The sequence below is a fragment of the Herbaspirillum sp. SJZ099 genome, assembly GCF_007828355.1.
Lineage (GTDB): Bacteria > Pseudomonadota > Gammaproteobacteria > Burkholderiales > Burkholderiaceae_D > Herbaspirillum.
On the sequence record NZ_VIUO01000013.1, the window covers coordinates 1 to 15,482 of the forward strand.

At 56.7% G+C, this 15,482-nt stretch carries 12 protein-coding genes; 4 read left to right on the forward strand and 8 right to left on the reverse strand.

All coding sequences use genetic code 11. From position 1 onward, the window contains the following. Positions 1–146 precede the first annotated feature (146 nt). The gene (locus tag FB597_RS19060) at positions 147–482 is read right to left on the reverse strand and encodes a hypothetical protein (protein WP_144770398.1); all 336 of its coding nucleotides are present in this window, start codon (positions 480–482) and stop codon (positions 147–149) included. Positions 483–1,215: 733 nt separating this feature from the next. Here FB597_RS19060 and FB597_RS19065 point away from each other — a divergent pair. Genes FB597_RS19065 through FB597_RS19080 form a run of 4 tightly spaced genes read left to right on the forward strand, consistent with a single transcriptional unit; the run spans position 1,216 to position 9,529 of the window. Beyond that, positions 1,216–3,720 carry a type I restriction-modification system subunit M gene (locus FB597_RS19065; protein ID WP_144770399.1) on the forward strand — a complete coding sequence of 835 codons (2,505 nt, stop codon included), beginning with the start codon at positions 1,216–1,218 and terminating at the stop codon, positions 3,718–3,720. Then, entirely contained in the window at positions 3,717–5,621 is a 1,905-nt protein-coding gene (locus tag FB597_RS19070) for a restriction endonuclease subunit S (protein ID WP_144770400.1), read from the forward strand. The genes FB597_RS19065 and FB597_RS19070 overlap by 4 nt, the downstream gene beginning before the upstream one ends. Positions 5,622–5,660: 39 nt before the next feature. Continuing rightward, positions 5,661–8,813 carry a type I restriction endonuclease subunit R gene (locus tag FB597_RS19075; RefSeq protein ID WP_144770401.1) on the forward strand — a complete coding sequence of 1,051 codons (3,153 nt, stop codon included), beginning with the start codon at positions 5,661–5,663 and terminating at the stop codon, positions 8,811–8,813. Beyond that, a complete protein-coding gene (locus FB597_RS19080; protein ID WP_144770402.1) occupies positions 8,813–9,529 on the forward strand; it encodes a M48 family metallopeptidase in 717 nt (238 codons plus the stop codon). Before FB597_RS19075 ends, FB597_RS19080 begins: the two co-directional genes overlap by 1 nt. A 355-nt stretch (positions 9,530–9,884) precedes the next feature. Here FB597_RS19080 and FB597_RS19085 read toward each other — a convergent pair whose 3' ends face one another. From FB597_RS19085 to FB597_RS19115, 7 genes are all read right to left on the reverse strand, one after another. Further along, positions 9,885–10,106 carry a hypothetical protein gene (locus FB597_RS19085; protein WP_144770403.1) on the reverse strand — a complete coding sequence of 74 codons (222 nt, stop codon included), beginning with the start codon at positions 10,104–10,106 and terminating at the stop codon, positions 9,885–9,887. Between the two features lie 48 nt (positions 10,107–10,154). Next, entirely contained in the window at positions 10,155–10,796 is a 642-nt protein-coding gene (locus FB597_RS19090; RefSeq protein ID WP_144770404.1) for an ABC-type transport auxiliary lipoprotein family protein, read from the reverse strand. Further along, the gene (locus tag FB597_RS19095) at positions 10,793–11,710 is read right to left on the reverse strand and encodes an MlaD family protein (protein ID WP_141912682.1); all 918 of its coding nucleotides are present in this window, start codon (positions 11,708–11,710) and stop codon (positions 10,793–10,795) included. Before FB597_RS19095 ends, FB597_RS19090 begins: the two co-directional genes overlap by 4 nt. A 2-nt stretch (positions 11,711–11,712) precedes the next feature. Further along, positions 11,713–12,564: an ABC transporter ATP-binding protein gene (locus FB597_RS19100; protein ID WP_144770405.1), complete on the reverse strand. Its 852-nt coding sequence runs from the start codon at positions 12,562–12,564 to the stop codon at positions 11,713–11,715. Next, positions 12,558–13,691, reverse strand: coding sequence for an ABC transporter permease (locus FB597_RS19105; protein ID WP_144770422.1), 1,134 nt, complete (start codon positions 13,689–13,691; stop codon positions 12,558–12,560). Before FB597_RS19105 ends, FB597_RS19100 begins: the two co-directional genes overlap by 7 nt. Before the next feature lie 315 nt (positions 13,692–14,006). Then, a complete protein-coding gene (locus FB597_RS19110; protein WP_186442822.1) occupies positions 14,007–14,657 on the reverse strand; it encodes a GGDEF domain-containing protein in 651 nt (216 codons plus the stop codon). After that, positions 14,650–15,198 carry a response regulator transcription factor gene (locus tag FB597_RS19115; RefSeq protein WP_255463910.1) on the reverse strand — a complete coding sequence of 183 codons (549 nt, stop codon included), beginning with the start codon at positions 15,196–15,198 and terminating at the stop codon, positions 14,650–14,652. Before FB597_RS19115 ends, FB597_RS19110 begins: the two co-directional genes overlap by 8 nt. Positions 15,199–15,482 lie beyond the last annotated feature (284 nt).

A 15,482-nucleotide genomic window follows, 5' to 3' on the forward strand; every position in this document is an offset into this window, starting at 1 on the left:
CGCAGGCTACGCTGCCGGCAACAACCCCAGCACCACTGCGGCTTGCCGCTTAGACTAACTTTAAGTCTGGACCAGTTGTTTCAGGCCGGTCAGTGATCGAGATGGCTAGTCGAGTTAAATTGAATGACGAAACGGTGGGGGGAGGATTATTGCGTTATGGAGCTAAAAGCGTGATCGCATTCGCGGCATTGATAGTTTTGCAGGACGTTGGTATCGACCATGTCACCTAAGGCGATCCCGGCTACGCCACCCGCGGTACCTCCGATGATGCTGCCGATAATTGCTCCTACCAAGCCGCCGAGAGCGACTCCGGCGGGGCCGGCTATTGCACCAAACGTGATGCCTGCTTCAGCTCCGCTGAATGCGCCGGAAAAACCAGCGGCAGCACCAGCTAGCGTGCCGACTGTGCCACCGGTTTTTTTACCGTAGTCTTTCGTGGTGATATGTGTGGACTCACAGAGGGGGCAAGAGACGATTGTCATGATGGCTCCCAAGTATTGAAATTGAAGCAGGCTGTCGAAAACAGGCCTGAGAAAGGATTTGAAGGGGTATGCATATATCTCCTAACTAGGTGCGATTAAGCTTTCAGAGATGAATAATTGTCCATCTCACTAAGAGAATATGTGGTTGAAATTCTTTGGAATGTATAGAAATGAAGTCAAATTCCTAGGCATGAAACATGCGACTCAACGATTGGCGCGCCACCATTCGCGTCATTTTTCAATAAGCCAATTTCTTGATGCCACTGCTTTCTAGCAAAAGGGGCGATCTTTGTCAGAAATTGAATGAGTGGGATCTCGGGGAAATGAAATTTAGCATTAAGCGAAATGAAGATTATCGTCACAGATAAAGTTGAGACAAATAGATGGCCTAGTATTCCCACGCTCCCGTTAATAGACATGCCATAATTTCGCCTTTACAGAAAATAATTGTTTTTTGGGAAACTTTCGAATTGTGTTTGGGATGCTAGGAGGGCAAGCTGGCAGTCTTGCTGATGGTTTCGACGCGGTCAGATTCCTAAGAAAGTAGTTCTTTGTAACGTAGCTTCAGCATGTACCTCTATTTTGTAGAAGGTACGACGAGAGATTTTCTAGCGTTTTGATATGCCTCTCGACGAATCCAAATAAAACTGTACAGAGCATGCAGGGTACGTCACCTCGATAAGTTAGCGACGAAAGAGCGTCGAAAGACGCTAATGTATTTTGCGGAAAAATAATGGCTCTTAAGAAATCTGAACTCTATTCATCGCTGTGGCAGAGTTGTGACGCTCTACGAGGCGGCATGGACGCTAGCCAGTACAAGGATTACGTATTGGTACTGCTATTTATCAAATATGTCAGCGACAAGTACGCCGGCAAGCCGTATCAGCCACTTACTATCCCACCCGGCGCGAGCTTCGCCGACATGGTGGCACTCAAAGGCAACAAGGATATCGGCGACAAGATCAACAAAAAGATCATTGCACCTTTGGTCGCAGCCAATGCGCAACTTTCTCTCTCCGATTTTCCTGACTTCAATGACGCCACAAAGCTAGGCACCGGAAAAGAATTGGTGGACCGGCTCACCGATCTGGTGGCCATCTTCGAGAGCAAAGCACTTGATTTCTCCAAGAATCGAGCCGATGGCGATGACATCCTTGGCGACGCCTACGAATACCTGATGCAACACTTCGCAACCGAGAGTGGCAAGAGCAAGGGACAATTTTACACACCGGCCGAAGTCAGCCGTGTAGTTGCTCATGTATTGGCAATCGGCTCTGCCAAAACAAGCCATGAAACGACTGTGTACGACCCAACCTGCGGCTCGGGTTCGCTGCTACTGAAGGTAGCTGATGCAGCGCACAGCAAGCTAGCGCTCTACGGCCAAGAGAAAGACTCCGCCACCAGCGGTTTGGCGCGCATGAATATGATCCTGCACGACAACCCTACGGCAGAGATCGAGCAGGGCAATACGCTGGCCGACCCCAAATTTCGCGAAGGCAACGCGGGCGAGCAGAGCCTCAAGGTCTTCGACTATGTGGTGGCCAATCCGCCGTTCTCCGATAAGCGCTGGAGCACTGGCATCGACCCGCTGCACGACATATGGCAACGCTTCGACGGCTTCGGCGTGCCGCCGACTAAGCAGGGGGATTTCGCCTACCTACTGCATATTGTGCGTTCGCTCAAGAGTACCGGCCGCGGCGCCTGCATCCTGCCGCATGGCGTGCTATTTCGTGGCAATGCCGAGGCCGATATCCGTCGCGCGTTGATCAGTAAAGGCTACATCGAAGCCGTCATCGGCCTGCCGGCCAACCTGTTCTATGGCACCGGCATTCCCGCATGTATAATCGTCATCGACAAGTCGCAAGCGGCTAAGCGCGTAGCCGCAGGCACAGGCATCTTCATGATAGACGCCAGCCAAGGCTTCATGAAGGACGGCCCCAAGAACCGCCTGCGCGAACGCGACCTACACCGGATTGTCGATGCCTTCCAGCGTCGCCAGGCCATACCGCGTTATGCACGTCAGGTCAGTCAGGAAGAGGTCGAGAAGAACGACCACAACCTCAATCTGTCACGCTATATGGATAGCCAGGTGCCCGAAGACCTACAGGACATCGAAGGCCACTTGCGCGGCGGCATTCCCGAGGTCGACGTGACTGCGCCTGACAGCCTTGTCAGCCGCTACTGGGCCGTTTGTCCGCAGCTAAAGCATGCCCTGTTCAAGCCTAACCGCGCAAGCTATTTAGATCTGGCGGTGGACAAGACCGCCATCAAGTCCACCATCCATAATCATCCCGAATTCGTTGACTTCATTACGAAGATGAACGCGCATTTCGCCTCGTGGCGAAAAAAACAGGCAAAAATGCTTAAGACACTGCGCCCCAGCTGCAAGCCAAAACAAGTGATCACTGAGCTCTCCGAAAGCTTGCTCGCGCACTACCAGGGCCAGCCGCTGATCGATGCCTATGCCGTCTACCAGCACCTGATGGACTATTGGGCGCAGATGATGCAAGACGATTGTTACCTGATTGCCGCCGACGGCTGGAAAGCTGAAACCTACCGTGTCATCGAGATCGACAAGAAGGGCCTACAGAAAGACAAGGGCTGGGCCTGCGACTTGGTGCCCAAGGTGCTGGTCGTTGCACGTTATTTCGCCAAGGAGCAGGCTGCGCTCGATGCACTTCAAGCTAAACTGGATGGCGTAAGTGCCAAGCTCGCCGAACTCGAAGAAGAACACAGCGGCGAGGATGCTGCCTTTGGCAGCTTCGACAAAATCAACGCCGTGGCGGTGAAGGATCGCCTGCGTGAAATCGAAGACGAACTGAAGGTCGAGATCAAGGCAGCTAAGCGCGGAAAACGTGGAGTAACGGCTGCTAACGAGCCCGATGATACTATCAGCGACGAATTACGCACGCTGTTGGATTGGTTGAAGCTGGCCGCTGAAGAGTCGGCGCTGAAGAAGAGTGTTAAGGACGCCGATGCCGCACTGGATGCGGCAGCCTATGCCTGGTACCCCAGGCTCACCGAGGCAGACGTGCAGAGGCTGGTAGTAGATGACAAGTGGTTCGCGACACTCGATGCGGCAGTGCATAGAGAGATGGATCGACTGAGCCAGCAGCTCGCGGCGCGAGTCAAGGAGCTGGCGGAGCGGTACGAGAAACCTTTGCCACAACTAAACAAGCACATGGCGGAAATCGAGGCACGGGTGAATCGGCATCTAGAGAAGATGGGGTTCGAATGAAGGTGAGAGAGTCAGCCGCAGTGTATAACATTGCGGCCACCAAGCAACAACCTTCAGTACCAATTGGTGCCGGGATTCCTTCCGATTGGAAAGTTGTGTTCGCAGCCGAGGTGTGTGCAAAAATTCAGGATGGGACACATTTTTCGCCACGTATCAATGGTGGTCCGTATCTCTACGTTACTTCCAAGAACATTAAACGCGGCCATCTTGATCTGTCGACGGCAGAGACAATCGATGCAGTTCAACACTCAGCCATATATCGGCGATGTGATGTCAAAAAAGGTGATCTGCTTCTAACGAAAGACGGTGCCAATACCGGAAACGCTGCCCTGAATAGTTTGGATGAAGAATTCAGCTTGCTCTCAAGCGTTGCATTTTTACGCTTTTCGCAACAGCATTCTGCAGCCTACTTTCTCCAGCAAATTCTATCGACACGAGGCCAACGTCAAATCGAAGAAGCGATGGCTGGCAATGCGATAACAAGATTGACGCTTCAAAAAATCAATCAGCTTCGGTTTCTTACGCCACCCACTCTCGTTGAACAACAAGCCATCGCCGAAGCGCTTGCCGATGCGGATGCATTGATTGAATCTGTGTCGTTACTGCTGGCCAAAAAAAGACAGATCAAGCAAGGTGCCATGCAGGAACTGCTCACTGGCAAGAAGCGCATGCCGGGCTTTAACAAAGATTGGGCGTCTAAAAGGCTCGATCAGCTGGCAGCTATTCGTAGTGGTGGCACTCCAAGCACGACGCAGAATCAGTTCTGGAACGGAGATATTTTATGGTGTACACCAACGGATATCACCGCGTTAAACGGACACAAGTATTTAAGCGATACCGAGAGGAAGCTCACGTCGCTCGGTGCGCGCGCGAGCGCTGCTGAATTGATTCCTCCCAGGTCGATTGTCATGACGTCACGCGCAACGATTGGCGAATGCGCCATCAATACGGTTGCTGTCACGACGAACCAGGGATTTAAAAACTTTGTTCCGTTCGACAACGTTGATGTCGAATACTTATATTACCTGCTTCAAATTCAGCGCCCCGGATTTATAGGCCTTTGCAGCGGAAGTACGTTCTTGGAGATCGGAAAGACGCAGTTGTCTGCATATGAGGTCGTGGTACCCGTAGAAAAAAGCGAACAAGCGGCGATCTCGCGCGCATTATCTGAGATGGATGAGAGCATCTCTACACTGGAAGACAAGCTGACCAAAGCTCGTGATATCAAGCAAGCCATGATGCAAGCACTGCTGACCGGTCGAATTCGCCTAGTTCAGCCTGTCTCTAACGTCATCCCGCTACCAATCAAGTCCGCCGTAGCCGATTCGCCATCACTTCAGTCGGCCCACAACTGGCAGATTAATGAAGCCGTGGTCATTGGCGTGCTGGCTCAGCGTTTTGGCAACGAGAAGTTCCCGCTGCCACGTAAACGCCGGGTGAAGCTAATGTACCTGCTGCATCGTCACTCCGAAGGTCGTGCAGACGGCTACTTGAAGAAAGCCGCCGGCCCCTACGACCCGAATACAAAATACAAGGGGCCGGAAGCGATTGCACTGAAAAGCGGTTACGTGCAGGTGCTGCGCAACGACAAGTACGAAGGCTTTGTCGCAGGTGACAAGATCGAGCAGGCACAGCGCTACTTCGAGCAGTGGTACGGCACAGCCGCGCTGGAGTGGCTGGAGCAGTTCCGCTATCGCAAGACCGACGACCTGGAACTGCTTGCGACGGTAGATATGGCGATGGTGGACTTGGCTACTTCAGGCGAGTTGATCGATGTGGCCGGTATTAAGCGTGTCATCGTTTCGCACTCGGCGTGGGTACCCAAGCTGTCGCGTGCACTGTTCTCGGACGACAACATCGCCGGCGCTATCACCAAGTGCCAAGCATTGTTCAACGGCTGACCCAGACCGTCACCAAGTTACCAAAACAGGAGTGCAGCTATGACATCGATCGGACAAGCGGAACGTGCTACGCAGAACCGTGTGGTGACGTTGTTTCGCGATGAGCTGGGTTGGCGCTACCTTGGCGACTGGTCGGACCGCGAAGGTAATACCAACATCGAGGAAAGCTTGCTTTCGCCTTGGCTGCAGAAACGCGGCGCGACGCCGGCGCAGATCAGCGCCGCGCTGCTGCGTCTGCACACCGAGGCTGGTAACCACCATCGCACGCTCTACGCGAACAATCAGGCCGTGTACGGCTTGCTGCGCTACGGTGTGGCGGTGAAGACCGCCGCCGGTACGCGGACCGAGACGGTGCAACTGATTGACTGGGAACACCCGGAAACGAACGACTTTGCCATCGCCGAGGAAGTGACGCTCAAGGGCGACCGCACGCGCCGGCCCGATATGGTTCTGTACGTCAACGGTATCGCAATCGGTGTGGTCGAGCTGAAGAACAGCCGCGTGTCGGTGGGTGACGGCATCCGCCAGTGCCTGTCGAACCAGCAACCAATGTTCCATGAGGCGTTCTTCAGCACGGTCCAGTTCGTTTTTGCGGGCAACGATTCCGAAGGCTTGCGTTACGGCACAGTAGACACGCCGGAGAAGATGTTCCTGAAGTGGAAGGAAGACGAAGCCGATGACAGCCGCTTCAAGCTGGACAAGTACCTGTTGAAACTGTGCGACAAGGCGCGGTTGCTTGAGCTGATGTATGACTTCGTGCTTTTCGATGCTGGTCGAAAGAAGCTGCCACGCGTTCACCAGTACTTCGGAATCAAGGCGGCGCAGGCACATGTGCAGGAGCGCAAGGGCGGTATCCTCTGGCACACGCAGGGCAGTGGTAAGAGCATCGTGATGGTGCTTCTGGCGCGCTGGATTCTGGAACACCGGCCGCAGGCGCGAGTGGTGATCGTCACCGACCGGGACGAACTGGACAAGCAGATCCAACGAGTGTTCACCGATGCGGGCGAGAAGCTGCACCGCAGTCGTAGCGGACGCGACCTGATGACGCAGCTGGCGCAACCCGCGCCGCGCCTGCTGTGTTCGCTGGTACATAAGTTCGGTATGGAGGCACGCGGGCGTGACAAGCGTGAGTTCGAGGCCTTCATCCGAGAGCTGGAGGCGCAGCCCGCAGCGGCGGTCGGCGAGCTATTCGTGTTCGTGGACGAGTGCCATCGCACTCAGAGCGGTCGGCTGCACCGGGTGATGAAGGCACTGATGCCGGATGCGGTGTTCATCGGTTTCACTGGCACGCCGCTACTCAAGGCCGACAAGCAGTCCAGCCTCGAAGTGTTTGGCGGCTACATTCACACTTACAAATTTAGTGAGGCGGTGGAAGACGAAGTGGTGCTTGATCTGGTGTACGAAGCGCGTGACATAGATCAGCGGCTGGGGGCACCCGCGAAGATCGACGCCTGGTTTGAAGCCGCAACCGACGACTTGAATCCTTGGCAGAAGAACGAGCTCAAAGCCAAGTGGGGAACGATGCAGCAGGTGCTGAGTTCGCGCTCGCGCATGCAGCGCGTAGTAGATGACATCAAGTTCGACTTCAGCGTTACCAAGTTCGGAAAGCCCCGGCTGTCGAGCGGGCGTGGCAACGCCATCCTAGTGGCTTCCAGTATCTACGAAGCTTGTAAGTATTTCACGTTGTTCAATGCGGCCGGTACGGGATTCAAGGGAAAATGCGCCATTGTCACCTCGTACAACCCGCTTGCTAAGGATGTGACCACCGAAGAGGTGGGCGCCAATACCGAAAGCGACAAGCAGTTCATCTTCAACACCTATACTGAACTGCTGAAGGGCGTTGATGCCAAGCCCGGTCTGAGCGCTACCGAGACCTACGAGGAATGGGCCAAGACCCTGTTCTCCAGAGAGCCGGCGAACATGAAGCTGCTCGTGGTGGTGGACAAGCTACTTACCGGCTTCGACGCGCCGCCGTGCAGCTATCTCTACATCGACAAGTCTATGCAGGACCATGGTCTGTTTCAGGCCATCTGCCGCACCAACCGTTTGGATGGTGAAGACAAGGAATTCGGCTACATCGTGGACTACAAGGACTTATTCAAGAAGGTGGAGAAGGCCATTGCCGTCTACACCTCGGAACTGGACGACAGTTCTGGCGGTGCCGATCCCGAGGTGATGATGAAGTCTCGACTGGATGCCGGTCGCAAGCGGCTGGACGACGCGGTGGAAGCCTTGGCCCTGTTGTGCGAGCCAGTAGTAGCGCCGCGGGGGGAACTGGAGCACATCCGCTATTTTTGCGGCAATACCGAGATTGCCGCCGATCTGTCCGCACACGAGCCACAGCGAGTGATGCTCTACAAGGGCGTGGTGGCGCTATTGCGTGCTTGGGCGAACGTGTCCGATGAATTAGAGGCCGCCGGCTATTCCGATGCCGATGGTGTTCGACTACGCGGAGTACTGGACCACTACGTGAAGCTGCGCGAGATCGTGCGCAAGGCCAGTGGGGAGACGCTGGATCTGAAGCCTTACGAGGCTGACATGCGGCACCTGATTGACACATACATCGAGGCTGAGGAGCCTCGGCAGATTTCACCATTCGAAGGCGTGGGCCTGTTGGACCTGATCGTCAAAACCGGGATCGCCAATGCCATTGCCGCCAAACTGGGTGAGCTGGATGGCAGCCGCGAAGCGATTGCCGAGACGATTGAAAATAACGTTCGTAGCAAGATTGTCAAAGAGCATCTGAACGATCCAGCGTTCTATGAGCGCATGTCGGCTTTACTTGGCAGCATCATCAAACAGCGTAAGGAGCGTGCTGAGGAATATGAGCAGTACCTTCAGCGCATCGCACGGTTAGTGCAGCAAGTGGAGACTGGTAGGGAGGAGGACGCGCCCATAGAACTGACGACTCCAGGGCGGCGAGCGTTATACAACAACCTACAACCTTGGCTGGCGGCGAAACCCATGCATCAATTGGCTGAGGCGGCACCACTCTACGGAGCCGCGACTTCCAATCCCGCGTTGGCGTTGGCATTGCGCATCGACCAGACTGTGAAGACGGTGCGGCCTGATGGATGGAGGGGAAATCCTGCTAAAGAGAACACGATCAAAGCCGCGCTGTTTGCATTGCTGCTAGATCCTGAGCAAGTCGAAGGTATTTTTCTGGTCATCAAAGCTCAGGGTGAATACTAATGTCGTCCCGTATTACCTTAGGGACGATTGAAGCTGATGTCGTGTTCAAGGATATTCGCAACGTACACCTCACTGTGCTGCCGCCTAAGGGGCGGGTGCGCATTTCGGCGCCGCGACACATGGCGCTCGACACGGTCCGTGTTTTTGCGTTGTCCAAGCTCACATGGATCAAAGCACAACGCGAGAACATGGCTGCTCAGGAGCGCGAAGCACCGCGTGAGTATCTGGAGCGCGAAAGTCATTACGTTTGGGGACGGCGTTATTTGCTGAAGCTGATCGCTGCAGATGCAGCCCCTTTTGTCGAACTTCGTCACCGAACATTAGTACTTGCCGTGCGGAAAAATTCGGACGCTGCAGCCAAGGATGCTTTACTAGCTCGCTGGTATCGGGAGGAGGTAAAACTGCGTGCTGCAACAATGGTGGCCGAATGGAGTCGCACTCTTGGGCTGGAAGCTCCTCGTGTCCATGTTCAACACATGAAGACAAAATGGGGGAGCTGTTCCCCGGCTCGTAAATCAATACGGCTCAACACCGAGTTAGCCAAGAAACCGCCCGGATGTCTGGAATATATCGTAGTGCATGAACTGATGCATCTGTTAGAGCCGAATCATGGCGAACGTTTTAAGGCGCTTATGCAAACGTTTCTTCCTGAGTGGGAAGAGCGGCGTCGGGAGCTAAGTCAATTGCCTGTTAGGCATGAAAAATGGAATTATTGATTGCGTAATCCAACATGCCAGATTGGATGTTGGATACCATAGGCTTACTGTTAGTTGTGCCTTCGAGTAAATTGAATAGGTGATCAAAAGTGTTGTGAATATGCAGTGTCGAAAAGTATTTTTAGGGGCTTATTCTTCAGTACGGCGCGAGTCACGCATTAAGAACAAGAAGTCGTCAGGGGATATTTTTATGCACATGGTAATGCACATGTCATTAACTTTATTTGCAAAAGTTCAGGCTCTATAGGGATTTGAGAGAGAGATTATAGTCCCCCTCTCCCGCCAGAAATATAAGCCCCTGATTTCATTGAGAAATCAGGGGCTTTTTCTTTTTTCTATCCCTGTTTCATCGCTTCTAGGAGCACTTCGGGGCATTTCGTCTTAGCGACGCCTCGATCTTGAGCATTTCGCGGTCGTTGTCGGCGCCATTGATCCAACCGGCGTAGATGTCGAAAAACGTCTTGAACGAGTGACCGAGTCGCTTGGCCAAGCAGGCGGGATTCGCCCCCGCCATTAGGTCGATGGTGGCATATGTATGCCGTATGTCATAGGGGCGACGATAGGTGATCTGCTCCATTCAATCGTCTGGGCATCAATTTTGTCGTACTGGGCATGGGTCCCCGCATCAGGACTTGGCATGCATGCCCGGCGCACCCGTCACCCAATCGAGAATTTCCGCTGCCAACGCACCGCTGGCGGCGCCGAAGGCATTGACGACTTCCGGCACCTTGGTTCCCGCAACCGGCTGGCTGACGTTGAAACTGCGCACGGCAATGATCCGGCGGCTGGCGGTATCGACCATGCGCGCATTGAACTGGATGACGACGACCGGCGCCCCGTTGCGGTATTCCGTCTGGAAGGCAACCAGGTCGCCGCCGAGTTCCAGGTCGGCCGCGACGTTGTTGTCGTCGGTCGACAGGTTGCGGATGCGGCCATCGGCGGAAAACGCCTGCAACAGCCGGTTGCGCAACAGGACCGGCGCCGGGTCGCTCCAGCGCGCGCCTTGATAAGACTGGATCAGGTTGCCCTCAGGCAGGACCAGTATGCGTTCGCTGTCGATGGCGCGGCCGCCGTATGGCGTGATGATCTTCAGCGAACGCTGGCTGGCCGGCGCAGCCGGGGTACTGGCTGCGGCTACGGCTTGGCCGGCGGCCAGCGCCGGCAAGCGGTAGATGGCGACCGGTTCGGACTTGGGCAGGATCGAGCAGGCGGCGCTCAGGCTGAGCAGCCATGCCGCCGACAGGGTACGAAAGGAGAGGAGGCTCATGGCTGGAATTCCTGGATTTTTTCTTGCCCCAGCAGATAGCCGCCGGGATTGCTGTCGAGTTTGCGGCTGATGGCCCGGACCGATGCCAGCGTGTTGCGCAGTTCGGCGACGGCCGGGCCGATCTCGGCAAGGCCTTGCGCGCCGCTGTTGAGTGCGCCCTGGTTCTGGCTGAGCAACTGTTCGATCTGTTTGCTGCTGGCCGCCAGCGATGCCATGGCTTGCTGCATGTTGTTCATGGCGTCGGTGCCTTGATGCGATAGCAGGCGGTTGGCCTGCAGCATGGCGGCATTGGCTTGCTGCGACGCGTCGCCGATTTGCTGGACCAGTTGGCCCAGGCCATCGCTCTGGGCCGCCAGGCTGCCGGTCACTTTCTCCAGGTGCTGCAGCGTTTCGCCGAAACGGCGGGCGTTGTCCGGGGCCAGGAACTGCTTGGCGTTGAGCAGCACGTCGTTGACGTTGGTCATGACATCTTCGCCGTTGGCCAGCAGCGCGCTCAGCGGCGAGGGCGTGGCGATGATGACCGGATCGCTGTCGCCCTTGGCCTCCAGTCTGGGGCTTTGCGGAGAGCCGTTGGTGAGCTGGATCAGGGATGTTCCGGTGATGCCGGCAAGGGCGAGCTTGGCGCCGGTGTCCTGCTTGATGGGGACGTTGCCGACGATGCGGATGCGCGCCAGCACTTTGCGCGGGTCTTGCGGATCGAGGGTCAGCGAGGAGACGTCGCCGACCTTGATGCCGCTGTACTGCACCGGGCTGCCTTTGGACAGGCCGCTGACGGCCTCGTTGAAGACGATCGTGTAATGGCTGATGTTCTTGTCGCCGCTGGACTTGTTGAGCCACAGGCAGAACAGCAAGGCCGCCGCGGCGACCAGGATGGTGAAGAGTCCGATGAGGACGTGATGGGCGCGTGTTTCCATGGTCAGTGTGGTTCCTGCTGCGAAAGTGCGGCGTTGCCAAGTGCGGCTTTACTGGCTGCGCGGCCGCGCGGCCCTTGAAAATAATCGTGTACCCAGGGATCCGGGGTTGCCGCCACCGTGTCGATATCGGCCACGACCAGTACCCGTTTGGCCGACAGCACCGCTACCCGGTCGCAGATTGCGTACAGTGTATCCAGATCGTGGGTCACCAGGAAGACCGTCAGCCCCAGCGCGTCGCGCAGGGTGACGATCAGGTTGTCGAAGGCGGCGGCGCCGATCGGGTCCAGGCCGGCGGTGGGCTCGTCGAGGAACAGGATGTCGGGATCGAGCGCGAGGGCGCGGGCCAGCGCGGCCCGCTTGACCATGCCGCCCGACAGCGAGGCCGGATACTTGTCGCCGGCGCCCGGAGGGAGCCCGGCCAGCGCCAGTTTGACCGCCGCCAGGTGCTGCGCTTCCCGGGCCGCCAGGCCGCCGTATTCGATAAGCGGCAAGGCGATGTTTTCCAGTACCGTGAGTGAAGAAAACAGGGCGCCGCGCTGAAACAGGACGCCGAAGCGGCGTTCGTAGCGGGAGCGTTCCCCGGGCGCCAGCGCGGACAGGTTCTGGCCGAAGACATGGACGTTGCCGGCGGCCGGCTTCTGCAGGCCGACGATGCTGCGCAGGAGAACCGACTTGCCGGTGCCGGAGCCGCCGACGACACCCAGGATTTCTCCCTTCATTACTTGCAGGTCAAGCTTGTCGTGTACCGTCTGCTGGCCGAAGCGGTTGGTCAGCCCGTTCACATCGATCACCACGTCCGGCGCCGTCCGGCTGCCGGATGCGGCGGGATAGCGGCCGTTGTCCGGGGTCACCATCCCATCTCCATAAAGAACAATGCCGCCACGGCGTCGAGCAGGATGACCAGGAAGATCGACTGCACCACGCTTGAAGTCGTATGCTGGCCGACCGATTGCGCGCTGCCGCTGACCTTGAAGCCTTCCAGGCAACCGATGAGCGCGATGACGAAAGCGAACAGCGGCGCCTTGCACATGCCAAGCCAGAAATGCCGGATGCCGACATCCTGCTGCAGCAAGGTCATGAACATGGTCGGGCTGATGTCGAGCGTCAGCGCGCACACCATGGCGCCGCCGAGCATGCCCGACATCATGGCGACGAAGGTCAATGCCGGCATGGCAACCAGCAAGGCCAGCACGCGGGGCAGCACCAGCATCTGCAACGGGTCCAGGCCCAGGGCGCGGATCGCGTCGATTTCTTCATTGGCCTTCATCGAGCCGATCTGCGCGGTAAAGGCGCTGGCCGTGCGTCCGGCCATCAAAATGGCGGTCAGCAGCACGGCGAATTCGCGCAGGAAGGAGAAGGCCACCAGGTCGACCGTGTAGATGCTGGCGCCGAAATTGGCCAGCACCGTGGCGCCAAGGAAGGCAATCACCGCGCCCACCATGAAGGTGAGCAGGGCCACGATCGGTACGGCGTCCAGGCCGGTCTGTTCAATCTGGGCGACGGTTGCCGTCAGCCGCCAGCGGGAAGGGCGCAACAGGCTGCCGGCCAGGGTTTGCAGCGTGAGGCCGGTAAAGCCCAGCAAGGCCACCGTGTTGGCGCGCAGGCCGACCATGGCAGCGCCGATGCGCGCCAGCAGGTCGGAGATCCAGCCATGTTTGGCCGGCGGCGGCGCGGCCGACGTTTGCTCCAGCGCTTGGGCGACCGTGGCCAGCAAGGAACGCCATGCGGCGGGCAGGCCGCTCCCGTCTTGCGCCAGTTCACGCGCGCGCGGGGCGCCCAGCAGTTCGGCCAGCAGGACGGCGCCGGAAGTATCGAGCGCGGTGAGTTGTGCAACGCTGATGTTCAAGGGCGCCGCCGGCAGGCGTATTGCGGCAATTTGGTTTTTCAGCTTGCCGTAGTGAGGCAGGGTCCAGTCGCCACCCGCATGCAGATGCGGCGGATTCGATGTGGTGTCCAGATGCAGGGTGGCGGCGGTGTCCAATGTGTCACCCACGGTAGAACGCGCGCTTTTGTCGTCGTGGCCGGTTGTCGGGCACGTTAAGGGGCATCGAAGCTAACGCGGGATAGGTCGCCATGCTAAAAACGGTGTGTTGGGGCAATGCAGATGATTGCGGGCAAGTTCGGGCCTATATTAAGTCATTCCCCTGTTTCCCGTAAGGGCGTGGTAGGCGACTTTACCGCTGTCCGGCCTGGACCGGCGACATCTTCCCGCTGCAAATGAAAATGCCGTTCAGGCAGTCGCTGAACGGCATTGCCGGTTTCGGGCGGGTTCCCGCTCACAGCCATTGGCGGCGAGTCACCCCATGATGTAGTTCGCATCGAGACGTTTGCCATTTTTCAGGTTGTACATGCCGTCATCCGCTTTCGACAGCAAGTCTTCGATGGATTGACCGTCTTCCGGATATTGCGCGCGGCCGATGCTGGCATGGATGGCCAGCGTTTTTTCGGCAATGAGGAACGGGTTGGAAAAAGACTGGGCGACCTTGTCGCAGATCGCGGAAATATCCTGCGATGTCGAGACTTCGGCGACGACGACAAATTCATCGCCGCCCATCCGCGCGACGGTGTCGTGATGGCGCAGATTCTCGGAAAGCCGCAAGGCGATCTGGTTCAACAGGAGATCGCCGGTCGCGTGGCCGAACTTGTCATTGACCATCTTGAAGCAATCGAGGTCGAGAAAGAGGACGACAAAGCGCCCCTGTTCCCTTTGCGCCTTGGCGATTGCCTGGTTGATGCGGTCTTCCAGCAGCAGCCGATTGGGAAGCCCGGTCAACCAGTCATAGAGCGCGAGTTTTTTCAGTTCTTCATTGGCCGCCGCCGACTTCTCCAGCCTGGCGGCCAGGTCATCCCGTTCTCTTGCGATACGTGCCAGCCTGGCGCAGGCGAGGCCCAGGCCTACGGTCACAAGCACGAGACTGCTCACGTATCCAATCAGATTGTTATCCATCCCAGACATAAAAGATCGCACTTTCTTTCGTTCCAACGCAGATGAAGCCTTTGCCGTAAATGTTCCTGATTTCGAATGTCGAATGATTGAGCTGGTTTAGTTTTTTCCTGATCCGATAGATGATGGTGTCGATTCGATGCGGATCAAAAATATCCGCGGCCATATTGAGCGCATGCAGCAGGCGCTCGGAGCTGACCGGAAAATGCGGACTCAGAAACAAGGTAGTCAATACGGCGCATTCCCTGTCGCTCAGTTTGATGCGTTCATTTCCGGGGCTGATCAGGGTGCCGTTGCGCCGATGCAAGCGCCACGACTCGGCCGTGTCGAGGGCGGAGTCGGGCAGGATATGCAGTCGCCGCAGGAACGAACGGATCGTCGCCAGAAAAACCGAATCCTTGAGCGGCTTGTAGAGAAAATAGTCGGCGCCGTCATGCAATGCCCTGGCATGCGCCGCTTCGTCAACATTCTCAGCGATCACCACGATCCCCAGCATGGGAAATTTCTGGCGCAAATTGGCAATCAGCGGCAGGAAATCGCCCATGGCTCGGGAAGCCTCAATGACGATGATTGAGGGCTTTTTTTTTGAATCTCAACATCCAATTGAAAAACAGAGGAGACAGATCTCATGGGAAGTCCCATGGAATGAAGAGCTTTTCGTATGCTCGCTGATCCCTCGTTCGAGTGCTCTACGATTAAGACGGCCACGTCGATTCACATCCCCCAAACCGAAATACGCTGTTACTGGCGCTCTCACCGGATGAGCTATTAACTAATAGTTACGTTATACATTCTTTTCGTCAGGGATATATTCACAGAAAATCTCGA